Here is a 16771-nt window from a genome sequence, read left to right on the forward strand (position 1 = left end):
CAAAACCGGGAAAGATTTGCCCGCATCAGTCAGTTTGCGCATTCAGTAGTGCAATTGTCTCGCCCACGATACGCACAGCGCTCTCGATTTCGCGGTTGGGTTTGGTCGCGAAGTTCATGCGCATGCAGTTGCGGTACTTGCCCGATGCCGAAAAGATACTGCCCACAGCGATCTGCACACCCTTGCCCAGCAAGGCGCGGTTCAGGCGCAGGGTGTCGAAGCCTTCGGCCAGTTCCACCCACAGCATGAAGCCGCCTTGTGGCCGGCTGGCGCGGGTGCCTTCAGGGAAGTAGCGCATCACCCAGTCGATCATCTGGTCGCGACTGCGCTGATATTGGCTACGCATGCGCCGCACATGTGGCTCGTAATGGCCGCCTTCGATGAAGTCGGCGATGGCCAATTGTGGCTGCGGGGCGGTCGAGCCGGTGCCGATGTATTTCATGTGCAGCACCTGCTCCAGATAGCGGCCCGGCGCTACCCAGCCGATTCGCAGCCCGGGCGCCAGGGTCTTGGAAAACGAACTGCACAACAGCACGCGACCGTCCTCGTCGAAGGATTTGATGGTGCGCGGGCGAGGGTAGTTGTAGGCCAGGTCTCCATACACATCATCTTCGATGATCGCCACGTCGAAGCGCTGCGCCAGGGTCAGCAGTGCCCGCTTGCGTGCTTCAGGCATGACATAACCCAGCGGGTTGTTGCAGTTGGGCGTCAGCTGAATGACCTTGATCGGCCATTGTTCCAGCGCCAGTTCCAGTGCTTCGAGGCTGATGCCGGTCAACGGGTCGGTAGGGATTTCCATGGCTTTCATGCCCACGCCCTTGAGCGTTTGCATGGCGCCGAAGAAGCTTGGCGAGTCCACCGCCACGATGTCCCCCGGCGAGCAGATGGCCCGGACACTCGCTGACAGCGCTTCATGACAGCCATTGGTGACGATCAGGTCATTGGCGGTCAGGTTGCAGCCCGAGTCGAGCATCAGCCTGGCAATCTGCTCGCGCAGCCTGCGCACGCCGTAGATGTTGTCGTAATACAGGCCCGGCATGTCCTGATGGCGACTCAACTGACTCAGCGCGCGCATCAGCGGTTTCAGGGTCGGGCTGGTGACATCGGGCATGCCGCGCCCCAGTTGCGTGACGGCTTCAAGAGGTGCCACGCGAATCAGGTCCAGTACCTGATCCCATTGAGAGATATCCACAGGCCGCTGCACAGGCCTGCCGACCGCTGGCAGCGCAGGGGCTTTTCGGCTGACCGAGACGAAATAGCCGGACTTGGGTTTCGGCGCGGCCAGGCCATTGTCTTCCAGCACCCGGTACGCCTGCTGCACGGTACTCAGGCTGACGCCATGTTCGACGCTCAACGCGCGCACCGAGGGCAGGCGGTCGCCGGGGCGATAGAAGCCGTTTTCGATGCGCGAGCCGAGCAGTTCGGCGAGGTTGACGTAGAGCGTCATGGCGTACTCTCAGAAAGTCGAATGCGGTAAAGCAATACAGATTGGCGGAAAATATAGCATTCAGTGGCGTTTTTGAATCTTCTGTATGGAAAATATAAAGGACTTTTGAATCTGTATTGGTTTTGCTGTTCGCTTCATCATGAACCCACACCCACCCAGGATGAGGGAGCAGGACATGAACGGGTTCAGCGATGTGCGCCTTGCGCTTCACAGCCATGAATTGAATGAGTATCGGCCAGCGGCGGTCAAAACGCTCCGCTCGAACAAGGCCGATCTGTTGGCAGGCATGGGGCGCTGGGCACTGTATCGCCATCGCTGGTTGTCACGCCGTACCTTGCTGACACTGACGGACGACCAGTTGCGCGACATCGGGCTGGATTTCCGTCAGGCGCGGGTCGAGGCGATGAAGCCGTTCTGGAGGCCCTGAGCCTAGCGCAGCTCTTTAAGGCGGTGCCAGAGCATGCCCAATGCCAGCAGAGGCGAGCGCAAGTGCTTGCCGCCGGGAAAGGTCATGTGCGGCACTTTGGCGAACAACTCGAAACCATCGCTGTGTTGTCCGGCGATGGCTTCGGCCAGCAGTCGGCCTGCCAGATGCGTGGCATTCAGACCGTGGCCCGAGTAGGCCTGAGCATAAAACACGTTGGGATGCTGCTTGAGCCGGCCAATTTGCGGCAGGCGATTGGCGCCGATGCCGATCATCCCGCCCCACTGGTAATCGATCTTCACTGAGGCCAGTTGTGGAAACACATCGAGCATCTTCGGTCGCATGTACGCGGCTATATCCTCAGGGTCACGCCCCGAGTAATGGCAGGCGCCGCCGAACAGCAAACGGCGGTCGGCAGACAGCCTGTAGTAATCCACCGTCACCCGCTGATCGCAGACCGCCATGTCCTGCGGCAACACTTCACGGGCCTGCGCGTCGCTCAATGGCTCGGTGGCGATGATGTAGCTTCCGGCAGGCAACACCTTGCCGCTGATTTCCGGATTCAAGTCATTGAGGTAGGCGTTGCAACCCAGCACCAGGGTCTGCGCCTGCACCGAACCGCCCGCTGTATGCACCCGGACCTGCGGGCCATAATCGATGTTCGTCACCGCTGAGTGTTCGTACAACTGGACGCCAAGCGACTGCGCCACAGCCGCCTCGCCCAAGGCAAGGTTCAACGGATGCAAATGCCCCGAGCCCATGTCGATCAGGCCACCGACATAGCGTGAGGAGCCCACCACGCTGTGCATCTCTTCGGGTTGCAGCAACTGCAGTGCATGGCGATAACCCAGGCTGCGCAACTCTTCTGCATCTTCGGCAAGGCTGTGCAGGTCGCGCGGTTTGTTGGCCAGATCGCAATAACCCCATTTCAGGTCGCAATCGATAGCATGCCGTTCGATGCGCTGACGTACGATCTCGACGGCCTCGATGCCCAGCAGCTTGAGCTGCCGCACGCCTTCGCTGCCGATGACATTGGCGAACTGTTCGACGCCATGACCGACCCCGCGAATCAACTGACCGCCATTGCGCCCGCTGGCCCCCCAACCGATCTTGCGCGCTTCGAGCAGCGCCACGCTGAACCCGCGCTCGGCCAGTTCGATGGCGGTGTTGAGTCCAGAGAATCCACCGCCTACCACGCACACATCCACCTTCACCTCACCTTGCAGCGCAGGATGATCCGCTTGCGCATGACTGCTGGCGGCGTAGTAGGAAGCAGGGTACTGATCGTGACGAGTCGGGTGCTGAACGCGGGCGTTCATGAGCGTGTCCTGTTGGTGGCGGATGGCGTGTCCGGAGGATAAGCCGCTGTCATGAGCCTGCCAACTGAGGCAAACTTGCGGCCTTATGTATGAGTGGTCGAGTCAATGAGCTGCAACCGTCAGAAAATAGCGGATCTGCGTCGCCAGATTCCTTCGTTCGAGTGTGTGCCCGGCTGCCACGACTGCTGTGGGCCGGTGACCACGTCGCCCGAAGAAATGTCGCGTCTGCCGCGCAAGACGGCCGCCGAACAGGACGCTGCACTGGACGAACTCAATTGCGTACACCTTGGTCCGCAAGGCTGCACCGTGTATGACGAACGCCCGCTGATCTGCCGCCTGTTCGGCACCACCGCAAGCCTGCCCTGCCCGAATGGCCGTCGGCCGGTCGAGTTGATCCATCCACGGGTCGAAAAGCAGATTCATGAGTACATGGCCTCGACTCGCCAGGTACTCGTATAGCAGGCAATCAGTCGGGAATCGGCAGATTCAGGCTCTCTTTGACTTCCTCCATGACGATGTAGCTCTTGGACTCACGCACGTGCGGCAGTTTGAGCAGGATATCGCCCAGCAGTTTGCGGTAGGACGCCATTTCGGAAATCCGCGCCTTGACCAGGTAGTCGAAGTCGCCGGACACCAGATGGCACTCCAGCACATGGGGAAGCTTCAGCACGGCACGGCGGAATTCTTCAAAGGTGTCGCCAGACTTGTAGTCCAGGCTGATCTCGACGAATACCAGCAGGCTGGCCTTGAGGCTTTGCGGATTCAGCCGGGCGGTGTAGCCCATGATGATCCCCTCGCGTTCCAGCCTGCGCACCCGCTCTGTACAGGGCGTAGTTGACAGGCCGACCCGCTCGCCAAGCTCGGTGAACGAGATGCGCCCGTCGGCCTGCAGGATGCGCAGAATATTGCGATCGATCTTGTCCAGCTCACGATTTGACTGGTGTTGAGTGCGCACGGGTCATTTCCCCTCTAGCAAAGCGTTTATCGCCGCGAATAAACACCAAATATAGATCTTTATACAGTGAGAAGCACTGCCCATTGCTCAATATACTGCGCACATCCTTGCTTAAAACTTCGAATTATCAGCGGATATCCGCGATGAGGTCATCGACATGCGCGTTCTGGTCCTGGGTAGTGGCGTTATCGGTACAACCAGTGCTTATTATCTGGCGCGTGCCGGTTTCCAGGTGACCGTCGTTGACCGTCAGCCTGCTGCCGCCATGGAAACCAGTTTTGCCAATGCCGGCCAGGTTTCTCCGGGCTATGCCTCGCCATGGGCTGCGCCGGGTGTTCCGCTCAAAGCGCTCAAATGGCTGCTGCAGCGCCATGCGCCATTGGCGATCAAGGCGACGGCGGATATCGATCAGTACCTGTGGATGGCGCAAATGCTGCGCAACTGCACGGCCAGCCGTTACGCCGTCAATAAAGAACGCATGGTACGCCTCTCCGAATACAGTCGCGATTGCCTGGATGAACTGCGCCTCGAGACCGGCATCGCCTACGAAGGGCGCAGCCTGGGCACCACGCAGTTGTTCCGGACCCAGGCCCAGCTGGACAACGCCGCCAAGGACATCGCTGTGCTCGAGCAGTCCGGTGTTCCTTACGAACTGCTGGATCGCGAAGGCATCGCCCGTGTCGAGCCCGCGCTGGCCGGTGTGACCGGCATCCTCAGCGGTGCATTGCGCCTGCCCAATGACCAGACGGGTGACTGTCAGTTGTTCACCACGCGCCTGGCGGAAATGGCCGTGGCACTGGGTGTTGAGTTTCGCTACGGGCAAAACATCGAACGCCTCGACCACGCTGGCGACCGCATCAATGGCGTGTGGATCGACGGCAAGCTCGAAACCGCCGATCGTTACGTGCTGGCGCTGGGCAGTTACTCGCCGCAGTTGCTCAAGCCGCTGGGCATCAAGGCACCGGTCTATCCGCTGAAGGGCTACTCGCTGACCGTGCCGATCACCAACCCGGACATGGCACCGACTTCGACCATTCTCGATGAAACCTATAAAGTCGCGATCACCCGTTTCGACAACCGGATCCGCGTCGGTGGCATGGCGGAAATAGCCGGTTTTGACCTGTCGCTCAATCCGCGTCGACGCGAAACACTGGAGATGATCGTCGGTGACCTCTATCCTCAGGGCGGCGACCTGACCCAGGCCGATTTCTGGACCGGGTTGCGTCCGACCACGCCCGATGGCACACCGATTGTGGGTGCAACACCGTTCCGTAACCTGTTCCTCAATACCGGCCATGGCACTCTGGGCTGGACGATGGCGTGTGGTTCCGGTCGCTTGCTGGCAGACCTCATTGCCCGCAAGACACCCCGTATCAGTGCTGAAGGCCTTGATATCTCTCGTTACGGCAACACTCAGGAGAATGCACAGCATGTCAATCCAGCGCCAGCTCACCAATGAGCGCATGAGTCAGGTCGTTGTCCACAATGGCACCGTCTATCTGTCGGGCCAGGTCGGCAATGACATGACTGCGGATGTCGAGCAGCAGACCCGAGAGGTTCTGAACAGCATCGAGCGCCTGCTTGACCTGGCCGGCACCGACAAGACGCGTATCCTGTCGGTCACCATTTACCTGAAAGACATCAATGCCCACTTCGCCGGCATGAACAGCGTCTGGGACAAATGGCTGCCCAAGGGTTTCGCGCCTGCACGCGCAACGGTCGAGGCCAAGCTGTGCCAGCCCGAAATGCTTGTTGAACTGTCGGTGGTCGCCGCGCTGCCTTGAGCCTTTTTGCCCGGCGCGTTCCTGCGTCGGGTTCGTCCTCTCCCTTTCCATCCTTTCAGGCAAGTAACGTCATCATGCGTCCAGCCCGCGCCTTTATCGATCTTCAGGCACTGCGTCACAACTACCAATTGGCCCGTGAAAACAGCGGCGGCAAAGCGCTCGCCGTCGTCAAGGCCGATGCCTATGGTCACGGCGCGGTGCGCGTCGCACAGGCACTGGAGTCACAGGCCGACGGTTTTGCAGTGGCTTGCATTGAAGAAGCTCTGGAGCTGCGTGCGGCAGGCATTCGTGCGCCGGTCCTGCTGCTTGAAGGCTTTTTCGAGGCCGACGAGCTGGCGCTGATTGTCGAGCATGACCTGTGGACTGTTGTGCACGCAGTCTGGCAACTGGAGGCCATCGAGCAGGCGCGCCTGGGCAAGCCGATAACCGTCTGGCTCAAGCTCGACACCGGCATGCACCGGGTTGGCCTGCATCCTCACGAGTACCAGGCGGCTTATCAGCGTCTGCTGGCAACCGGCAAAGTGGCCAGAATCGTTCTGATGAGCCACTTCTCCCGCGCCGATGAGCTGAACAGCGCCTGCAGTGATGAGCAGCTCGCCGTATTCGAGACCTTTCGCAAGGGACTGGCAGCGGAAACCAGCCTGAAAAACTCCCCGGCGGTGCTGGGCTGGCCACAGATCCCGAGCGACTGGTCGCGTCCGGGCATCATGCTCTACGGTGCTACGCCGTTTGATCAGGTGCACCCGCTGGCGGATCGCCTGCAACCGGTGATGACCCTGGAATCGAAGATCATCAGCGTGCGTGAACTGCCCGTTGGTGAGCCCGTGGGCTATGGCGCGACATTTGTCTGTGACCGGCCTTTGCGTATCGGCGTAGTAGCGATGGGCTACGCCGACGGCTATCCGCGTCACGCGCCGACCGGCACGCCCGTGCAGATCGACGGCCAGCCGTCCAGACTGCTCGGACGGGTGTCCATGGACATGCTCAGCGTCGACCTCACCGATGTGCCGCAGGCCGGGCTCGGCAGCCGTGTCGAGCTGTGGGGCAAGCAGGTGCTCGCCAGTGAAGTGGCCCAGCGTGCAGAAACCATTCCCTATGAAATCTTCTGCAACCTGCGTCGCGTTCCGCGCATCTATTCCGAAGACTGATTCATCTCTCTGTGCCCCAGGCCGCAGTGGGTCAGGTGTCTGTCGAAGTGTTGTAAATATCGAACGCTGTTGCCATGATGGCGTTCATACCGACTAGACCTGACAAAACCTGGGGGAATATCGCATTGGACGTGGGTGAACGACTGCAATCGATTCGCAAGCTCAAGGGCCTGTCCCAGCGTGAACTCGCCAAGCGCGCAGGTGTGACCAACAGCACCATCTCCATGATCGAAAAAAACAGCGTCAGCCCTTCGATCAGTTCGCTGCGCAAGGTGCTCGGCGGCATCCCCATGTCCATGGTCGAATTTTTCTCGGAAGAATCCGTGCCCGAGAACGCAGCTCAAGTGGTGTACAAGGCCAGCGAGCTGATTGATATCTCGGACGGTGCAGTGACCATGAAGCTGGTCGGCAAATCGCATCAGGGCCGCGCCATCGCCTTTCTCACCGAGACCTACCCACCGGGTGCCGACACCGGCGAAGAGATGCTCGTTCACGAAGGCGAAGAGACCGGCATCCTCGTCGAGGGGCGGCTGGAACTGGTGGTCGGGCTGGATACCTATGTGCTCGAAGCGGGTGACAGCTACTATTTCGAAAGCACCCGGCCGCATCGCTTTCGTAACCCGTTCGACGTGCCGGCACGATTGATCAGTGCGGCCACCCCGGCCAATTTCTGACCCGCCCCTTGCGATGAGTGATGCGTGAAACTGACCCGGAAGATTCTGAGCAGCGCAGGCGTTCTGGCGTTGTGGGCGTTCAATGCGCAAGCCGCCGATACCGCCCGAGCGCCTGACGACATCATCGCGGCCCATTGCGTCGCCTGTCACAGCGTCGGCCTGCTCAACGCGCCGAAGATCGGTGACACAGCGGCCTGGGAACAGCGGGCCCAGCAAAAAGGCGGCCTTGATGGACTGCTGGCCAGCACCATCAAAGGCATCGGCATCATGCCCGCGAAAGGCACCTGCGGCGATTGCACAAACGACGAACTGAAGAGCGCCATCCAGAGCATGTCCGGGCTGAAGTGAGATGAGCTCTCGTTCATACGCTGGAGCGCCTGGCGCTGTACATGCGTTTTGTGGGAGCGAGCCGGGCGACGCTTCGCTCGCTCGCGAAGATGATGTTTAGATCGATGCTTTTTTGGCGATAGTCCACGCCCTTTCGCGAACAAGTTCGCTCCTACGCCCTTCAGGCAGAAGCCTGGAAGCCTTTTGTTCCGGGCGTTCCAGGACTTGTGTATAACGATGATGTTCTGCGCGGCAGAGCATGCAGCACTTTGACGTTGTCGTCGGTCCAACCTGCACCCAATAACAATTCAGGAGAGCTGGGATGCCGTATTCCTGTTCCATTGAGCATGCCGTCGATCACGTTCTTGCGCAGCTACCCGAGCATATCCACCTCGGCATGCCGCTGGGGCTGGGAAAGCCCAACCGCTTCGTCAACGCGTTATACCAGCGCATCAGCGAGTTGCCCGAACGACGGCTGACGATCTACACCGCGCTGACACTCGGGCGGCCGACGCCGGGGGAGGGTTTGCAGGCGCGGTTTCTCGAACCGTTTCTGGAGCGTGTCTTCGCTGACTATCCGGAGCTCGATTTCCTCGCTGCACTGCGCCGCGACAAACTCCCTGCCAATATCCATGTGCAGCAATTCTTCATGCAGCCAGGCAGTTTGCTCAACAGCCAGTCAGCCCAGCAAGACTACGTCAGCAGCAATTACAGCCACGCCGCCCGCGACATCAACGCCAACGGCCTGAATCTGGTCGCGCAACTGGTGGCCCGTGACGAGCAGCGTCCAGGCACGTTGAGCCTGAGCTGCAACCCGGACGTGACCCTCGACCTGTTGCCCATGATCGCCAAGCGCCGGGCCGCCGGGGAGACCATTCTGATGCTCGGCCAGGTGCACGCCGACCTGCCGTACATGCCGGGCGACTCGGAACTGGATGTCGACGCCTTCGATGTGCTGATCGACGAAGACGAGCGCAGTACGCTGTTTTCCACCCCCAATATGCCAGTCGGCTATCAGGACCACCTGATCGGCCTGCACGCCAGCACGCTGGTGCGTGACGGCGGCACGTTACAGATCGGCATCGGCTCGATGGGCGATGCACTGACCGGCGCGCTGCTGGCCCGTCAGGCCGATAACGAAACCTGGCGCGGCCTGCTGGCCGAGTTGAACATGAGTAACTGGCAGACCCTGATAGATCGGGAGGGCGGCGTTCAGCCGTTCGCCAGCGGCCTTTACGGTTGCAGCGAAATGTTCGTCAACGGCCTGCTGGTACTCGCCGATGCCGGCATCGTGCGGCGCAAGGTGTATGCCGATGCAGAGCTGCAACGGCTGGCCAACATGGGCACGCTGGATGAGGATGCCCATCCTGGTGGCGTAGTCGTGCATGGCGGCTTTTTCCTCGGCCCGCGCAGTTTTTACGCGCGGCTGCGCGAGCTGCCCGCCGAGCGGCTGGCGCAGTTCAACATGACCGCCATCAGCTACATCAACGAGCTTTACGGCCAGGAAGAACTCAAGCGCCTGCAACGCCGCGATGCGCGCTTCATCAACAGCGCGTTTACCGTCACCCTGATGGGTGCGGCAGTGGCTGATCAGCTGGAAGACGGCCGGGTGCTCAGTGGCGTGGGCGGTCAGTACAACTTCGTGGCGCAGGCCCATGCACTGGAAGGCGCCCGTTCGATTCTGATGCTGCGCAGCTGGCGTGAGTCGGGCGGCGAGGTCAGCTCCAACATCGTTTGGCAGTACGGCCACACCACCATTCCCCGACACTTGCGCGACATTGTCGTGACCGAATACGGCATCGCCGATCTGCGTGGGCAGACCGATGCGACGGTGATCGAGCGGATTCTGAACATCACCGACTCACGGTTTCAATCGGGCCTGATCGAACAGGCGCAAAAGGCTGGCAAGCTGCCCAAGGACTTCCGTCTCGATCCGCGCTTCACTGACAACACCCCCGAGCGCCTCAAGGACACCGCATCACGCTATCCGTCGCTGTTTACCGAGTACCCGCTGGGGTGCGACTTTACCGCCGAGGAGCGCGATCTGCTGAGAGCCCTGAACTGGCTGAAGAGCAAGCTCAAGCTCACTGAAATCCTCGAGCTGGGCAAGGCGACCCTCGATGCTCCGGACCCCGAAGCCTTCCTTGCGCACTTGCAACGCATGCAGCTCGACCAACCGCAGGGCTTGCGCGAAGAGTTGTATCAGCGGCTGTTGCTGGCCGGGTTGCAGAACAGCACCGGGCTTGCCGGCTAAGAGGCGGGCACTGATCGTTGTTGCTGGTGACGATCGGTGCCCGGCGCTTGGCGCCTAGGTCGTCGCCTTGCGGGTCGCACGCCCGACCGGGCCGACGCGCTCTTCGATGGCGTGCTGCAGCGGTTTGCGCTGGCCCATCAGGAACGCCAGCTCCGCGACCACAAACAGCGGGCCGATGATCAGCCCGGTCAGGTCATCGATGAAGGCCGGTTTGCGCCCCTCGTAGTAATGGCCGACGAACTGGATGATCCAGCCAATCACAAAGAGCCCGACGCCCGCACTCAGCCAGACCATGGTTGGCTGCTGCGCAAGGTCGGCCCCGGCCCAGATGCACAGCGCCAGTAATATCGCCATGACGATGCCCAGAGCGCGGTCAAGTCGCAGGTAAAAGACCGTCGAGCCCAGGGCCAGAAGCGCCGCCGGTGAAAGCCACAGCCCGCTTATATTCCATCCCGGTCGTGAGAGAAGCACCGCCACGGCCAGCACGATCAGTGGGATACCCACGAAGTGCGTCACGATATTGCGCGAATCACGGTGATAAGCCGCGTATTGGCTGAGATGATCGACAAGGTTTTTCATTATTATTCCTGCCTGAGACGATGGCCGGCGTGAGCCTGATTTCTTGTACAACATGCATGGCTGAAAGAGAAGGGAGCAAAAATGACAAATGGAGTGTCGTGGCGGTCACGATTGCTATCCGATTACTGGTTTTCCCATCTGCCTGCCGATCTGCAGGATAGCCTGCTGGAGGCTGCCCGCCAGCGCCGCAAGACGCCCGGCCAGCGGCTGTTCGACAAGGGCGATCTGTCCTGCGGTGTTTATGTGCTGCTGGAGGGCCGCGTGCGGATCGGCGGTGCCCACGAGCAGCGGCTGCTGAGGCACGTGGAACCTGCAAGCGCGCCGTGCTGGTTTGGCGAAGTCTCGCTGTTTGACGGGCTGCCGCGCCGTTTCGAAGTCTGCTCGCTGGAACAGAGCATCTTCCTGCACATCCCGCAGCCATTCCTGGCCCGGCTGCTCGACAGGCACCCCGAGTACTGGCGCTGGTTTGCCTCACTGTTCAGCCAGAAGGTCGGCTTGCCACTGCAGAGCCCCGAGAAAATGCGTCGCCTGCCGCCGCGGGCGCGGGTTGCCTGGCGCCTGTTGATGCTCAGCGAGGGGTATGGCCCGTTGAGCCAGGCAAGACGCCTGATTGCGCTGGACGACATTCAGGCGTCGGAGCGTCTCGCGCTTGCCTCGCCGGCCTTGCTGGAAGTGCTCCAGGACCTGCATGAGCGCAGGATCGTGCGCCTGGGAGAAGGGCACCTGGAGGTGTTCGATGTGGACAAGCTGCGCCGGGTCGCGAACTTTTCCAGGGCCAGGGCTGTGTGCTGATCACCGGTCATGATCGAGCCTGGACACATCCGGTAACGGCTCCGCTGCCGCTTCGATTGAGATAGCAAATGGGATTCACTACCATTTTGCCTCCTTTGCGAACGCGAGATACCCCGATGCAGGCAAGCAAGCGTCTTCTGGCTGCTCTGACACTGACTTTACTGGGCAGCACCGCTCAGGCTGCCGATGAAGTGGTGGTGTATTCATCCCGGATCGACGAGCTGATCAAGCCGGTATTCGATGCGTACACAGCCAGTACCGGGGTGAAGATCAAATTCATCACCGACAAGGAAGCGCCGCTGATGCAGCGCATCAAGGCCGAGGGCCAGAATGCGACCGCCGACCTGTTGCTGACGGTCGATGCGGGCAACCTCTGGCAGGCCGAGCAGATGGGTATCCTGCAGCCGTTCACCTCCCCGGTGATCGAAGCCAACATTCCGCCGCAGTATCGCTCATCGACGCACGGCTGGACCGGTCTGAGTCTTCGCGCGCGCACCATCGCCTATTCCACCGACCGCGTGAAGCCTGCCGAGCTGAGTACCTACGAGGCGCTGGCCGACAAGAACTGGGAAGGCCGCCTGTGCCTGCGTACCGCGAAGAAGGTCTATAACCAGTCGCTGACCGCTACGCTGATCGAAACCCACGGTGCCGAAGCGTCGGAGAAAATCCTCAAGGGCTGGGTCAACAACCTGTCCACCGACGTGTTCTCCGATGACATCGCAGTGCTTGAGGCGATCAATGCCGGGCAATGCGACGTGGGCATCGTCAATTCCTATTACTACGGCCGCCTGCACAAGGAAAAACCGGACCTGGCGGTGAAGCTGTTCTGGCCGAACCAGGCGGATCGCGGTGTGCACGTCAATCTGTCGGGTATCGGTCTGACCCAATACGCTCCGCACCCTGAAGCGGCCAAGGCACTGGTCGAGTGGATGACCGGCCCTGAGGCGCAGAAGATTTTCTCCAGCGTCAATCAGGAGTTCCCGGCCAACCCGAACGTGGCGCCTTCAGAAGAAGTGGCGAGCTGGGGGCAGTTCAAGGCCGACACCCTCCCGGTCGAAGTGGCAGGCAAGCGCCAGGCAGAAGCGATACGCATGATGGATCGCGCGGGCTGGAATTGATTTAATACCCAGTGCCTTATCGTTATACATAAGACTCGTGGGAGCGAGCTTGCTCGCGAAGAGGTCGGCACAGCTCCGTAAATGAGGTGTTTGGACTGTTGCTTTCGTGAGCAAGCTCACTCCCACAAAGGTGTATGTCCGGCCTGATACTACGGTTCATTCCCCCCATTTTCCGGGTGTGTAACGGTGGGCGCTCCAGCGCCCTAGACGAATGACGCAGAGACTTGTCACTCACTCATCCATCCCGATTTCGAGAACACCGTGGCCCATCCTGCCCAACGCCGCTGGTACCCCCTGGTTTTCGCCATCGCAGCGCTGGTCGTGCTGCCGCTGAGCGTTTTGCTGCTGTCGTGGGAGACGGTTGACCAGCAGATATGGTCGCACCTGCTTGAAACCCAGATGGCGCGTCTGCTGGGCAATACGCTGATCCTGGTGCTGGGTGTCGGCGTGGGCGTGACGTTGCTGGGGGTGAGCCTGGCGTGGCTCACCAGCCTGTGTGAATTCCCCGGTCGCCGCTGGCTGGACTGGGCGCTGATGCTGCCTTTCGCGATCCCCGCCTATGTGCTGGCGTTCGTATTCGTCGGGCTGCTGGATTTTTCCGGTCCGGTGCAGACCCTGTTGCGCGAATGGTTCGGCTCCGGTCTGCGCCTGCCTCGGGTGCGCTCCACCGGTGGGGTGATCATCGTCCTGGTGCTGGTTTTCTATCCTTATGTCTACCTGTTGGCGCGCACGGCGTTTCTGGCGCAGGGCAAGGGCTTGATGGAAGCTGCGCGAGTGCTGGGCAACACACCCCTGCAGGCATTCTGGCGTGTGGCGCTGCCAATGGCGCGTCCGGCCATCGGCGCGGGGGTGGCGCTGGCCCTGATGGAAACCCTGGCCGATTTTGGTGCGGTGTCGGTGTTCAACTTCGACACGTTCACCACTGCCATCTACAAGACCTGGTACGGCTTCTTCAGCCTGTCCAGCGCCGCGCAACTGGCCAGCCTGCTGCTGTTGGCCGTGCTGGTGCTGCTGTACGGCGAACGCCGCGCCCGGGGTGCAAGCCGACCGGCCAACGAGCGTCCGCGTGGCGCTGCGCTTTACCGGTTGCGCGGCGTCAAGGCATTGGCCGCGAGCTTCTGGTGTGGGCTGGTGTTTCTCTGTGCTTTCGTGGTGCCGATGCTGCAACTGATCGTCTGGGTCTGGCAGCGTGGCCGCTTCGATCTGGATGAGCGCTACACAGGGCTGATTCTGCACACGCTCTATCTGGGTGGCATGGCGGCGTTGATCACCGTCAGTGTGGCGCTGATTCTGGCGTTTGCCCGACGTATGGCGCCCACGCCTGCGATCCGCTCCGGCGTCAGCCTCGCCAATTTGGGCTACGCATTGCCCGGCTCGGTGCTGGCGGTTTCAATCATGCTGGCGTTCAGTTACCTGGACCGCGAACTGGTCATTCCGCTGTCCGGCTGGCTGGGCGGCGCAGGCAAGCCTTTGCTGCTGGGCAGCCTCTCGGCCTTGCTGCTGGCTTATCTGGTGCGTTTCATCGCCGTCGCCTTCGGTCCGTTGGAGCACAGCCTGTCGCGTATCCGCCCGTCATTGCCTGAAGCGGCGCGCAGTCTGGGGGTCAGCGGACCAAAGTTGTTTCTCAACGTGTATCTGCCGTTGCTGGTGCCAGGGGCGCTGAGCGCGGCGCTGCTGGTGTTCGTCGATGTGCTCAAGGAAATGCCGGCAACCCTGCTGATGCGCCCGTTTGGCTGGGATACGCTGGCGGTACGCATCTTCGAAATGACCAGCGAGGGCGAGTGGGCACGGGCTGCGTTGCCAGCTTTGTCGCTGGTGCTTGTAGGACTATTACCCGTCATTGGGCTGATTCGCCGCTCTGCCCGTCAGACTGGCTAGGTGCGGGGTTCTCACCTTGCGGCTACAATGCGCCGCAATTGGTGCGGTCTGTCAGACAATTCGGTCAGCTGTTACGTGCTGCAAACTCCGGTTTATTGGGGGGCTTGCCGATCTCGTCTGCCCGCACCTTCGCCACGCCCGGAAGGAGAAACCCATGGGACAGCGTACCCCCCTGTTCGACCTGCACCTCGCCCTTGGCGCAAAAATGGTCGATTTTGGTGGCTGGGACATGCCGTTGCATTACGGATCGCAGGTCGAGGAACACCATCAGGTGCGTCGCGACTGTGGGGTCTTCGATGTCTCTCACATGAACGTGATCGATGTGCTCGGCCGTCAGGCCCGGGTCTGGCTGCGTCGTCTGCTGGCCAATGATGTAGACAAGCTCAAAACCCCCGGTCGTGCCTTGTACAGCGCCATGCTGGACGAGAGCGGCGGGGTGATCGATGACATGATCGTCTACCTCACGCCTGAAGGTTATCGGCTGGTCGTCAACGCGGCGACCGGCGTCAAGGATCTTGCCTGGATGCAGGCGCAACTGGGCGACTTCGACGTGCAACTGGTCGAGCGCAGTGAAATGGCAATGCTCGCCATTCAAGGCCCCAAGGCCAGAACCCGTATCGCCGAGCTGGTTTCAAGCGCCCGCGCCGAACTGATCCACCAGCTCAAGCCGTTCGAAGGGCTTGATGACGGTGACTGGTTTATCGCGCGCACCGGCTACACCGGCGAGGACGGCCTGGAGATCATGCTGCCTGCCGAAGAGGCTCAAAGCTTTTTCAATGAATTGGTTGGCGCGGGTATTTCGCCGATCGGCCTGGGCGCTCGCGACACGCTGCGTCTTGAGGCGGGCATGAACCTGTATGGCCAGGACATCGGTGAACATGTTTCGCCCTTGGCCTCGAATATGGCCTGGAGCATCGCCTGGGAGCCTGCCGACCGTGATTTTATCGGTCGCAAGGCACTTGAGAGCGAACGCGCTGAAGGAACCGCCTTCAAACTCGTGGGATTGGTGCTCGAAGAGCGCGGCGTTTTACGGGCGCATCAGGTGGTACGTGTCGCAGAAATTGGCGAAGGAGAGATCACCAGTGGTAGTTTCTCTCCTACGTTGAGCAAATCCATTGCACTGGCTCGCGTTCCGATGGCGACCGCTGACCGGGCCGAGGTGGAAATCCGCGGCAAATGGTACCCGGTGCGCGTGGTGCAGCCTGCGTTCGTGCGCCACGGCAAAACCTTGATCTAACCTAATGGCGGGTTTTCCGCTGACCCGATGTTGAGGATGACTAAATGAGCAATATTCCCGCCGAGCTGCGTTTCGCCGAAAGTCATGAGTGGGCACGTCTGGAGTCAGACGGCACCGTGACCGTTGGCATCTCGGACCATGCACAGGAAGCACTGGGCGATGTGGTCTTCGTCGAACTGCCGGAAATCGGCAAAGTGTTCGCTGCCGCTGACACCGCCGGTGTTGTGGAGTCGGTCAAGGCTGCTTCGGATATCTACTCGCCGGTTGCGGGCGAGGTGATCGAAGTCAACGCAGCGCTGGGCGATTCGCCCGAGTCGCTCAACAGTGATCCGTACGACGCCTGGATCTTCAAGCTCAAGCCAAGCGACGCCAGCGGCGATCTGGCCAAGCTGCTGGATGCAGCCGGGTACAAGAGCGCTATCGGCGAATAACCGATTGCCGCTCACAAAAATGCCGCTCCATGGAGCGGCATTTTTTATGCGCGAAGCTAATCGGCAAGACTTACTGGTTTTCAGCGACCAGATTCTTATCCAGGATCGCGTTGGCCAGTTCCATGTCGGTGGCTTTCAGGCCTGGATTGTCTTTGCGCACCTGCTCGATGGCCGCTTCCAGGAACGGACCGCGGATGCCACCGTCGCTGGCGACGAAGCTGCCTGCGTCGTCCTGGGCGGCAACGATCAGCTTGTGATCCTTGAAGGTCAGGTAAGTCGAGCCGGTGGTTGCACCGGAAGACAGCACATTACGCCAGAAGGTGTCAGCCATCGCTGAACCCATTGGGATGGAAAGCAAGGCTACGGTGGCGACAGCGAACTTGAGACGCATGATGAATTACTCC

The 16771-nt window shown here is 60.8% G+C and carries 18 protein-coding genes; 13 read left to right on the forward strand and 5 right to left on the reverse strand.

The window, feature by feature from the left end; all coding sequences use genetic code 11:
• Window positions 1-25: 25 nt before the first annotated feature.
• Entirely contained in the window at window positions 26-1447 is a 1422-nt protein-coding gene (locus tag AO388_RS04630) for an aminotransferase-like domain-containing protein (protein ID WP_003432187.1), read from the reverse strand.
• A gap of 175 nt (window positions 1448-1622) precedes the next feature.
• Here AO388_RS04630 and AO388_RS04635 point away from each other — a divergent pair, with 175 nt between their 5' ends.
• A complete protein-coding gene (locus AO388_RS04635) occupies window positions 1623-1874 on the forward strand; it encodes a DUF1127 domain-containing protein (protein ID WP_058416119.1) in 252 nt (83 codons plus the stop codon).
• Window positions 1875-1876: 2 nt separating this feature from the next.
• Here AO388_RS04635 and AO388_RS04640 read toward each other — a convergent pair whose 3' ends face one another.
• Complete coding sequence (locus AO388_RS04640; protein ID WP_058416120.1) at window positions 1877-3190, reverse strand: NAD(P)/FAD-dependent oxidoreductase; 1314 nt, start codon at window positions 3188-3190, stop codon at window positions 1877-1879.
• A 105-nt stretch (window positions 3191-3295) separates the two neighbouring features.
• On the opposite strand from AO388_RS04640, the gene AO388_RS04645 reads away from it, so the two are divergent.
• Window positions 3296-3649: a YkgJ family cysteine cluster protein gene (locus AO388_RS04645; RefSeq protein WP_003314010.1), complete on the forward strand. Its 354-nt coding sequence runs from the start codon at window positions 3296-3298 to the stop codon at window positions 3647-3649.
• A gap of 7 nt (window positions 3650-3656) precedes the next feature.
• On the opposite strand, the gene dadR is transcribed toward AO388_RS04645, so the two are convergent.
• Window positions 3657-4145, reverse strand: a complete 489-nt coding sequence (gene dadR / locus AO388_RS04650) for a transcriptional regulator DadR (protein WP_003314011.1) — start codon at window positions 4143-4145, stop codon at window positions 3657-3659.
• Between the two features lie 157 nt (window positions 4146-4302).
• Here dadR and dadA point away from each other — a divergent pair, with 157 nt between their 5' ends.
• The 6 genes from dadA (at window position 4303) to AO388_RS04680 (ending at window position 10332) form a co-directional block, all read left to right on the forward strand.
• Entirely contained in the window at window positions 4303-5604 is a 1302-nt protein-coding gene (dadA, locus tag AO388_RS04655; RefSeq protein ID WP_003367454.1) for a D-amino acid dehydrogenase, read from the forward strand.
• Window positions 5576-5929, forward strand: coding sequence for a RidA family protein (locus tag AO388_RS04660; protein WP_003432191.1), 354 nt, complete (start codon window positions 5576-5578; stop codon window positions 5927-5929). The genes dadA and AO388_RS04660 overlap by 29 nt, the downstream gene beginning before the upstream one ends.
• Before the next feature lie 74 nt (window positions 5930-6003).
• Window positions 6004-7077, forward strand: coding sequence for an alanine racemase (gene alr, locus AO388_RS04665; protein ID WP_046718808.1), 1074 nt, complete (start codon window positions 6004-6006; stop codon window positions 7075-7077).
• Between the two features lie 125 nt (window positions 7078-7202).
• The gene (locus AO388_RS04670) at window positions 7203-7751 is read left to right on the forward strand and encodes a cupin domain-containing protein (protein WP_003314015.1); all 549 of its coding nucleotides are present in this window, start codon (window positions 7203-7205) and stop codon (window positions 7749-7751) included.
• Between the two features lie 24 nt (window positions 7752-7775).
• Window positions 7776-8099, forward strand: a complete 324-nt coding sequence (locus AO388_RS04675) for a c-type cytochrome (RefSeq protein WP_003367446.1) — start codon at window positions 7776-7778, stop codon at window positions 8097-8099.
• A 301-nt stretch (window positions 8100-8400) separates the two neighbouring features.
• Entirely contained in the window at window positions 8401-10332 is a 1932-nt protein-coding gene (locus AO388_RS04680; RefSeq protein WP_003432195.1) for an acetyl-CoA hydrolase/transferase C-terminal domain-containing protein, read from the forward strand.
• A 54-nt stretch (window positions 10333-10386) separates the two neighbouring features.
• Here AO388_RS04680 and AO388_RS04685 read toward each other — a convergent pair whose 3' ends face one another.
• Window positions 10387-10911 (reverse strand): Mpo1 family 2-hydroxy fatty acid dioxygenase, encoded by a 525-nt coding sequence (locus AO388_RS04685; RefSeq protein ID WP_003432196.1) that lies wholly within the window; start codon window positions 10909-10911, stop codon window positions 10387-10389.
• A gap of 81 nt (window positions 10912-10992) precedes the next feature.
• Between AO388_RS04685 and AO388_RS04690 the strand changes: the two genes are divergently transcribed.
• The 5 genes from AO388_RS04690 to gcvH all read left to right on the forward strand — a co-directional run bounded on the left by AO388_RS04690 (window position 10993) and on the right by gcvH (window position 16367).
• Window positions 10993-11703, forward strand: coding sequence for a Crp/Fnr family transcriptional regulator (locus AO388_RS04690; protein ID WP_032609276.1), 711 nt, complete (start codon window positions 10993-10995; stop codon window positions 11701-11703).
• 116 nt (window positions 11704-11819) lie between these two features.
• On the forward strand, window positions 11820-12821 hold the full coding sequence (locus AO388_RS04695; protein WP_003432198.1) for an extracellular solute-binding protein: 1002 nt from the start codon (window positions 11820-11822) through the stop codon (window positions 12819-12821).
• Window positions 12822-13082: 261 nt separating this feature from the next.
• Complete coding sequence (locus AO388_RS04700) at window positions 13083-14699, forward strand: ABC transporter permease (RefSeq protein ID WP_003432199.1); 1617 nt, start codon at window positions 13083-13085, stop codon at window positions 14697-14699.
• Between the two features lie 154 nt (window positions 14700-14853).
• Window positions 14854-15936, forward strand: coding sequence for a glycine cleavage system aminomethyltransferase GcvT (gene gcvT, locus AO388_RS04705; protein ID WP_003367434.1), 1083 nt, complete (start codon window positions 14854-14856; stop codon window positions 15934-15936).
• Between the two features lie 44 nt (window positions 15937-15980).
• Entirely contained in the window at window positions 15981-16367 is a 387-nt protein-coding gene (gene gcvH, locus AO388_RS04710; RefSeq protein WP_003367432.1) for a glycine cleavage system protein GcvH, read from the forward strand.
• A 70-nt stretch (window positions 16368-16437) separates the two neighbouring features.
• On the opposite strand, the gene AO388_RS04715 is transcribed toward gcvH, so the two are convergent.
• A complete protein-coding gene (locus AO388_RS04715; protein ID WP_002551535.1) occupies window positions 16438-16758 on the reverse strand; it encodes a DUF2388 domain-containing protein in 321 nt (106 codons plus the stop codon).
• Window positions 16759-16771: the final 13 nt, after the last annotated feature.

This window comes from Pseudomonas sp. ICMP 10191 (assembly GCF_001467335.1).
GTDB lineage: Bacteria > Pseudomonadota > Gammaproteobacteria > Pseudomonadales > Pseudomonadaceae > Aquipseudomonas > Aquipseudomonas cerasi.

Coding starts and splice junctions, on each gene's coding strand:
- AO388_RS04630 (WP_003432187.1), bottom strand. CDS start 1,447: ATGACGCTCTACGTCAACCTCGCCGAACTGCTCGGCTCGCGCATCGAA.
- AO388_RS04635 (WP_058416119.1), top strand. CDS start 1,623: ATGAACGGGTTCAGCGATGTGCGCCTTGCGCTTCACAGCCATGAATTG.
- AO388_RS04640 (WP_058416120.1), bottom strand. CDS start 3,190: ATGAACGCCCGCGTTCAGCACCCGACTCGTCACGATCAGTACCCTGCT.
- AO388_RS04645 (WP_003314010.1), top strand. CDS start 3,296: ATGAGCTGCAACCGTCAGAAAATAGCGGATCTGCGTCGCCAGATTCCT.
- dadA (WP_003367454.1), top strand. CDS start 4,303: ATGCGCGTTCTGGTCCTGGGTAGTGGCGTTATCGGTACAACCAGTGCT.
- AO388_RS04660 (WP_003432191.1), top strand. CDS start 5,576: ATGTCAATCCAGCGCCAGCTCACCAATGAGCGCATGAGTCAGGTCGTT.
- alr (WP_046718808.1), top strand. CDS start 6,004: ATGCGTCCAGCCCGCGCCTTTATCGATCTTCAGGCACTGCGTCACAAC.
- AO388_RS04680 (WP_003432195.1), top strand. CDS start 8,401: ATGCCGTATTCCTGTTCCATTGAGCATGCCGTCGATCACGTTCTTGCG.
- AO388_RS04685 (WP_003432196.1), bottom strand. CDS start 10,911: ATGAAAAACCTTGTCGATCATCTCAGCCAATACGCGGCTTATCACCGT.
- AO388_RS04690 (WP_032609276.1), top strand. CDS start 10,993: ATGACAAATGGAGTGTCGTGGCGGTCACGATTGCTATCCGATTACTGG.
- AO388_RS04695 (WP_003432198.1), top strand. CDS start 11,820: ATGCAGGCAAGCAAGCGTCTTCTGGCTGCTCTGACACTGACTTTACTG.
- gcvT (WP_003367434.1), top strand. CDS start 14,854: ATGGGACAGCGTACCCCCCTGTTCGACCTGCACCTCGCCCTTGGCGCA.
- gcvH (WP_003367432.1), top strand. CDS start 15,981: ATGAGCAATATTCCCGCCGAGCTGCGTTTCGCCGAAAGTCATGAGTGG.
- AO388_RS04715 (WP_002551535.1), bottom strand. CDS start 16,758: ATGCGTCTCAAGTTCGCTGTCGCCACCGTAGCCTTGCTTTCCATCCCA.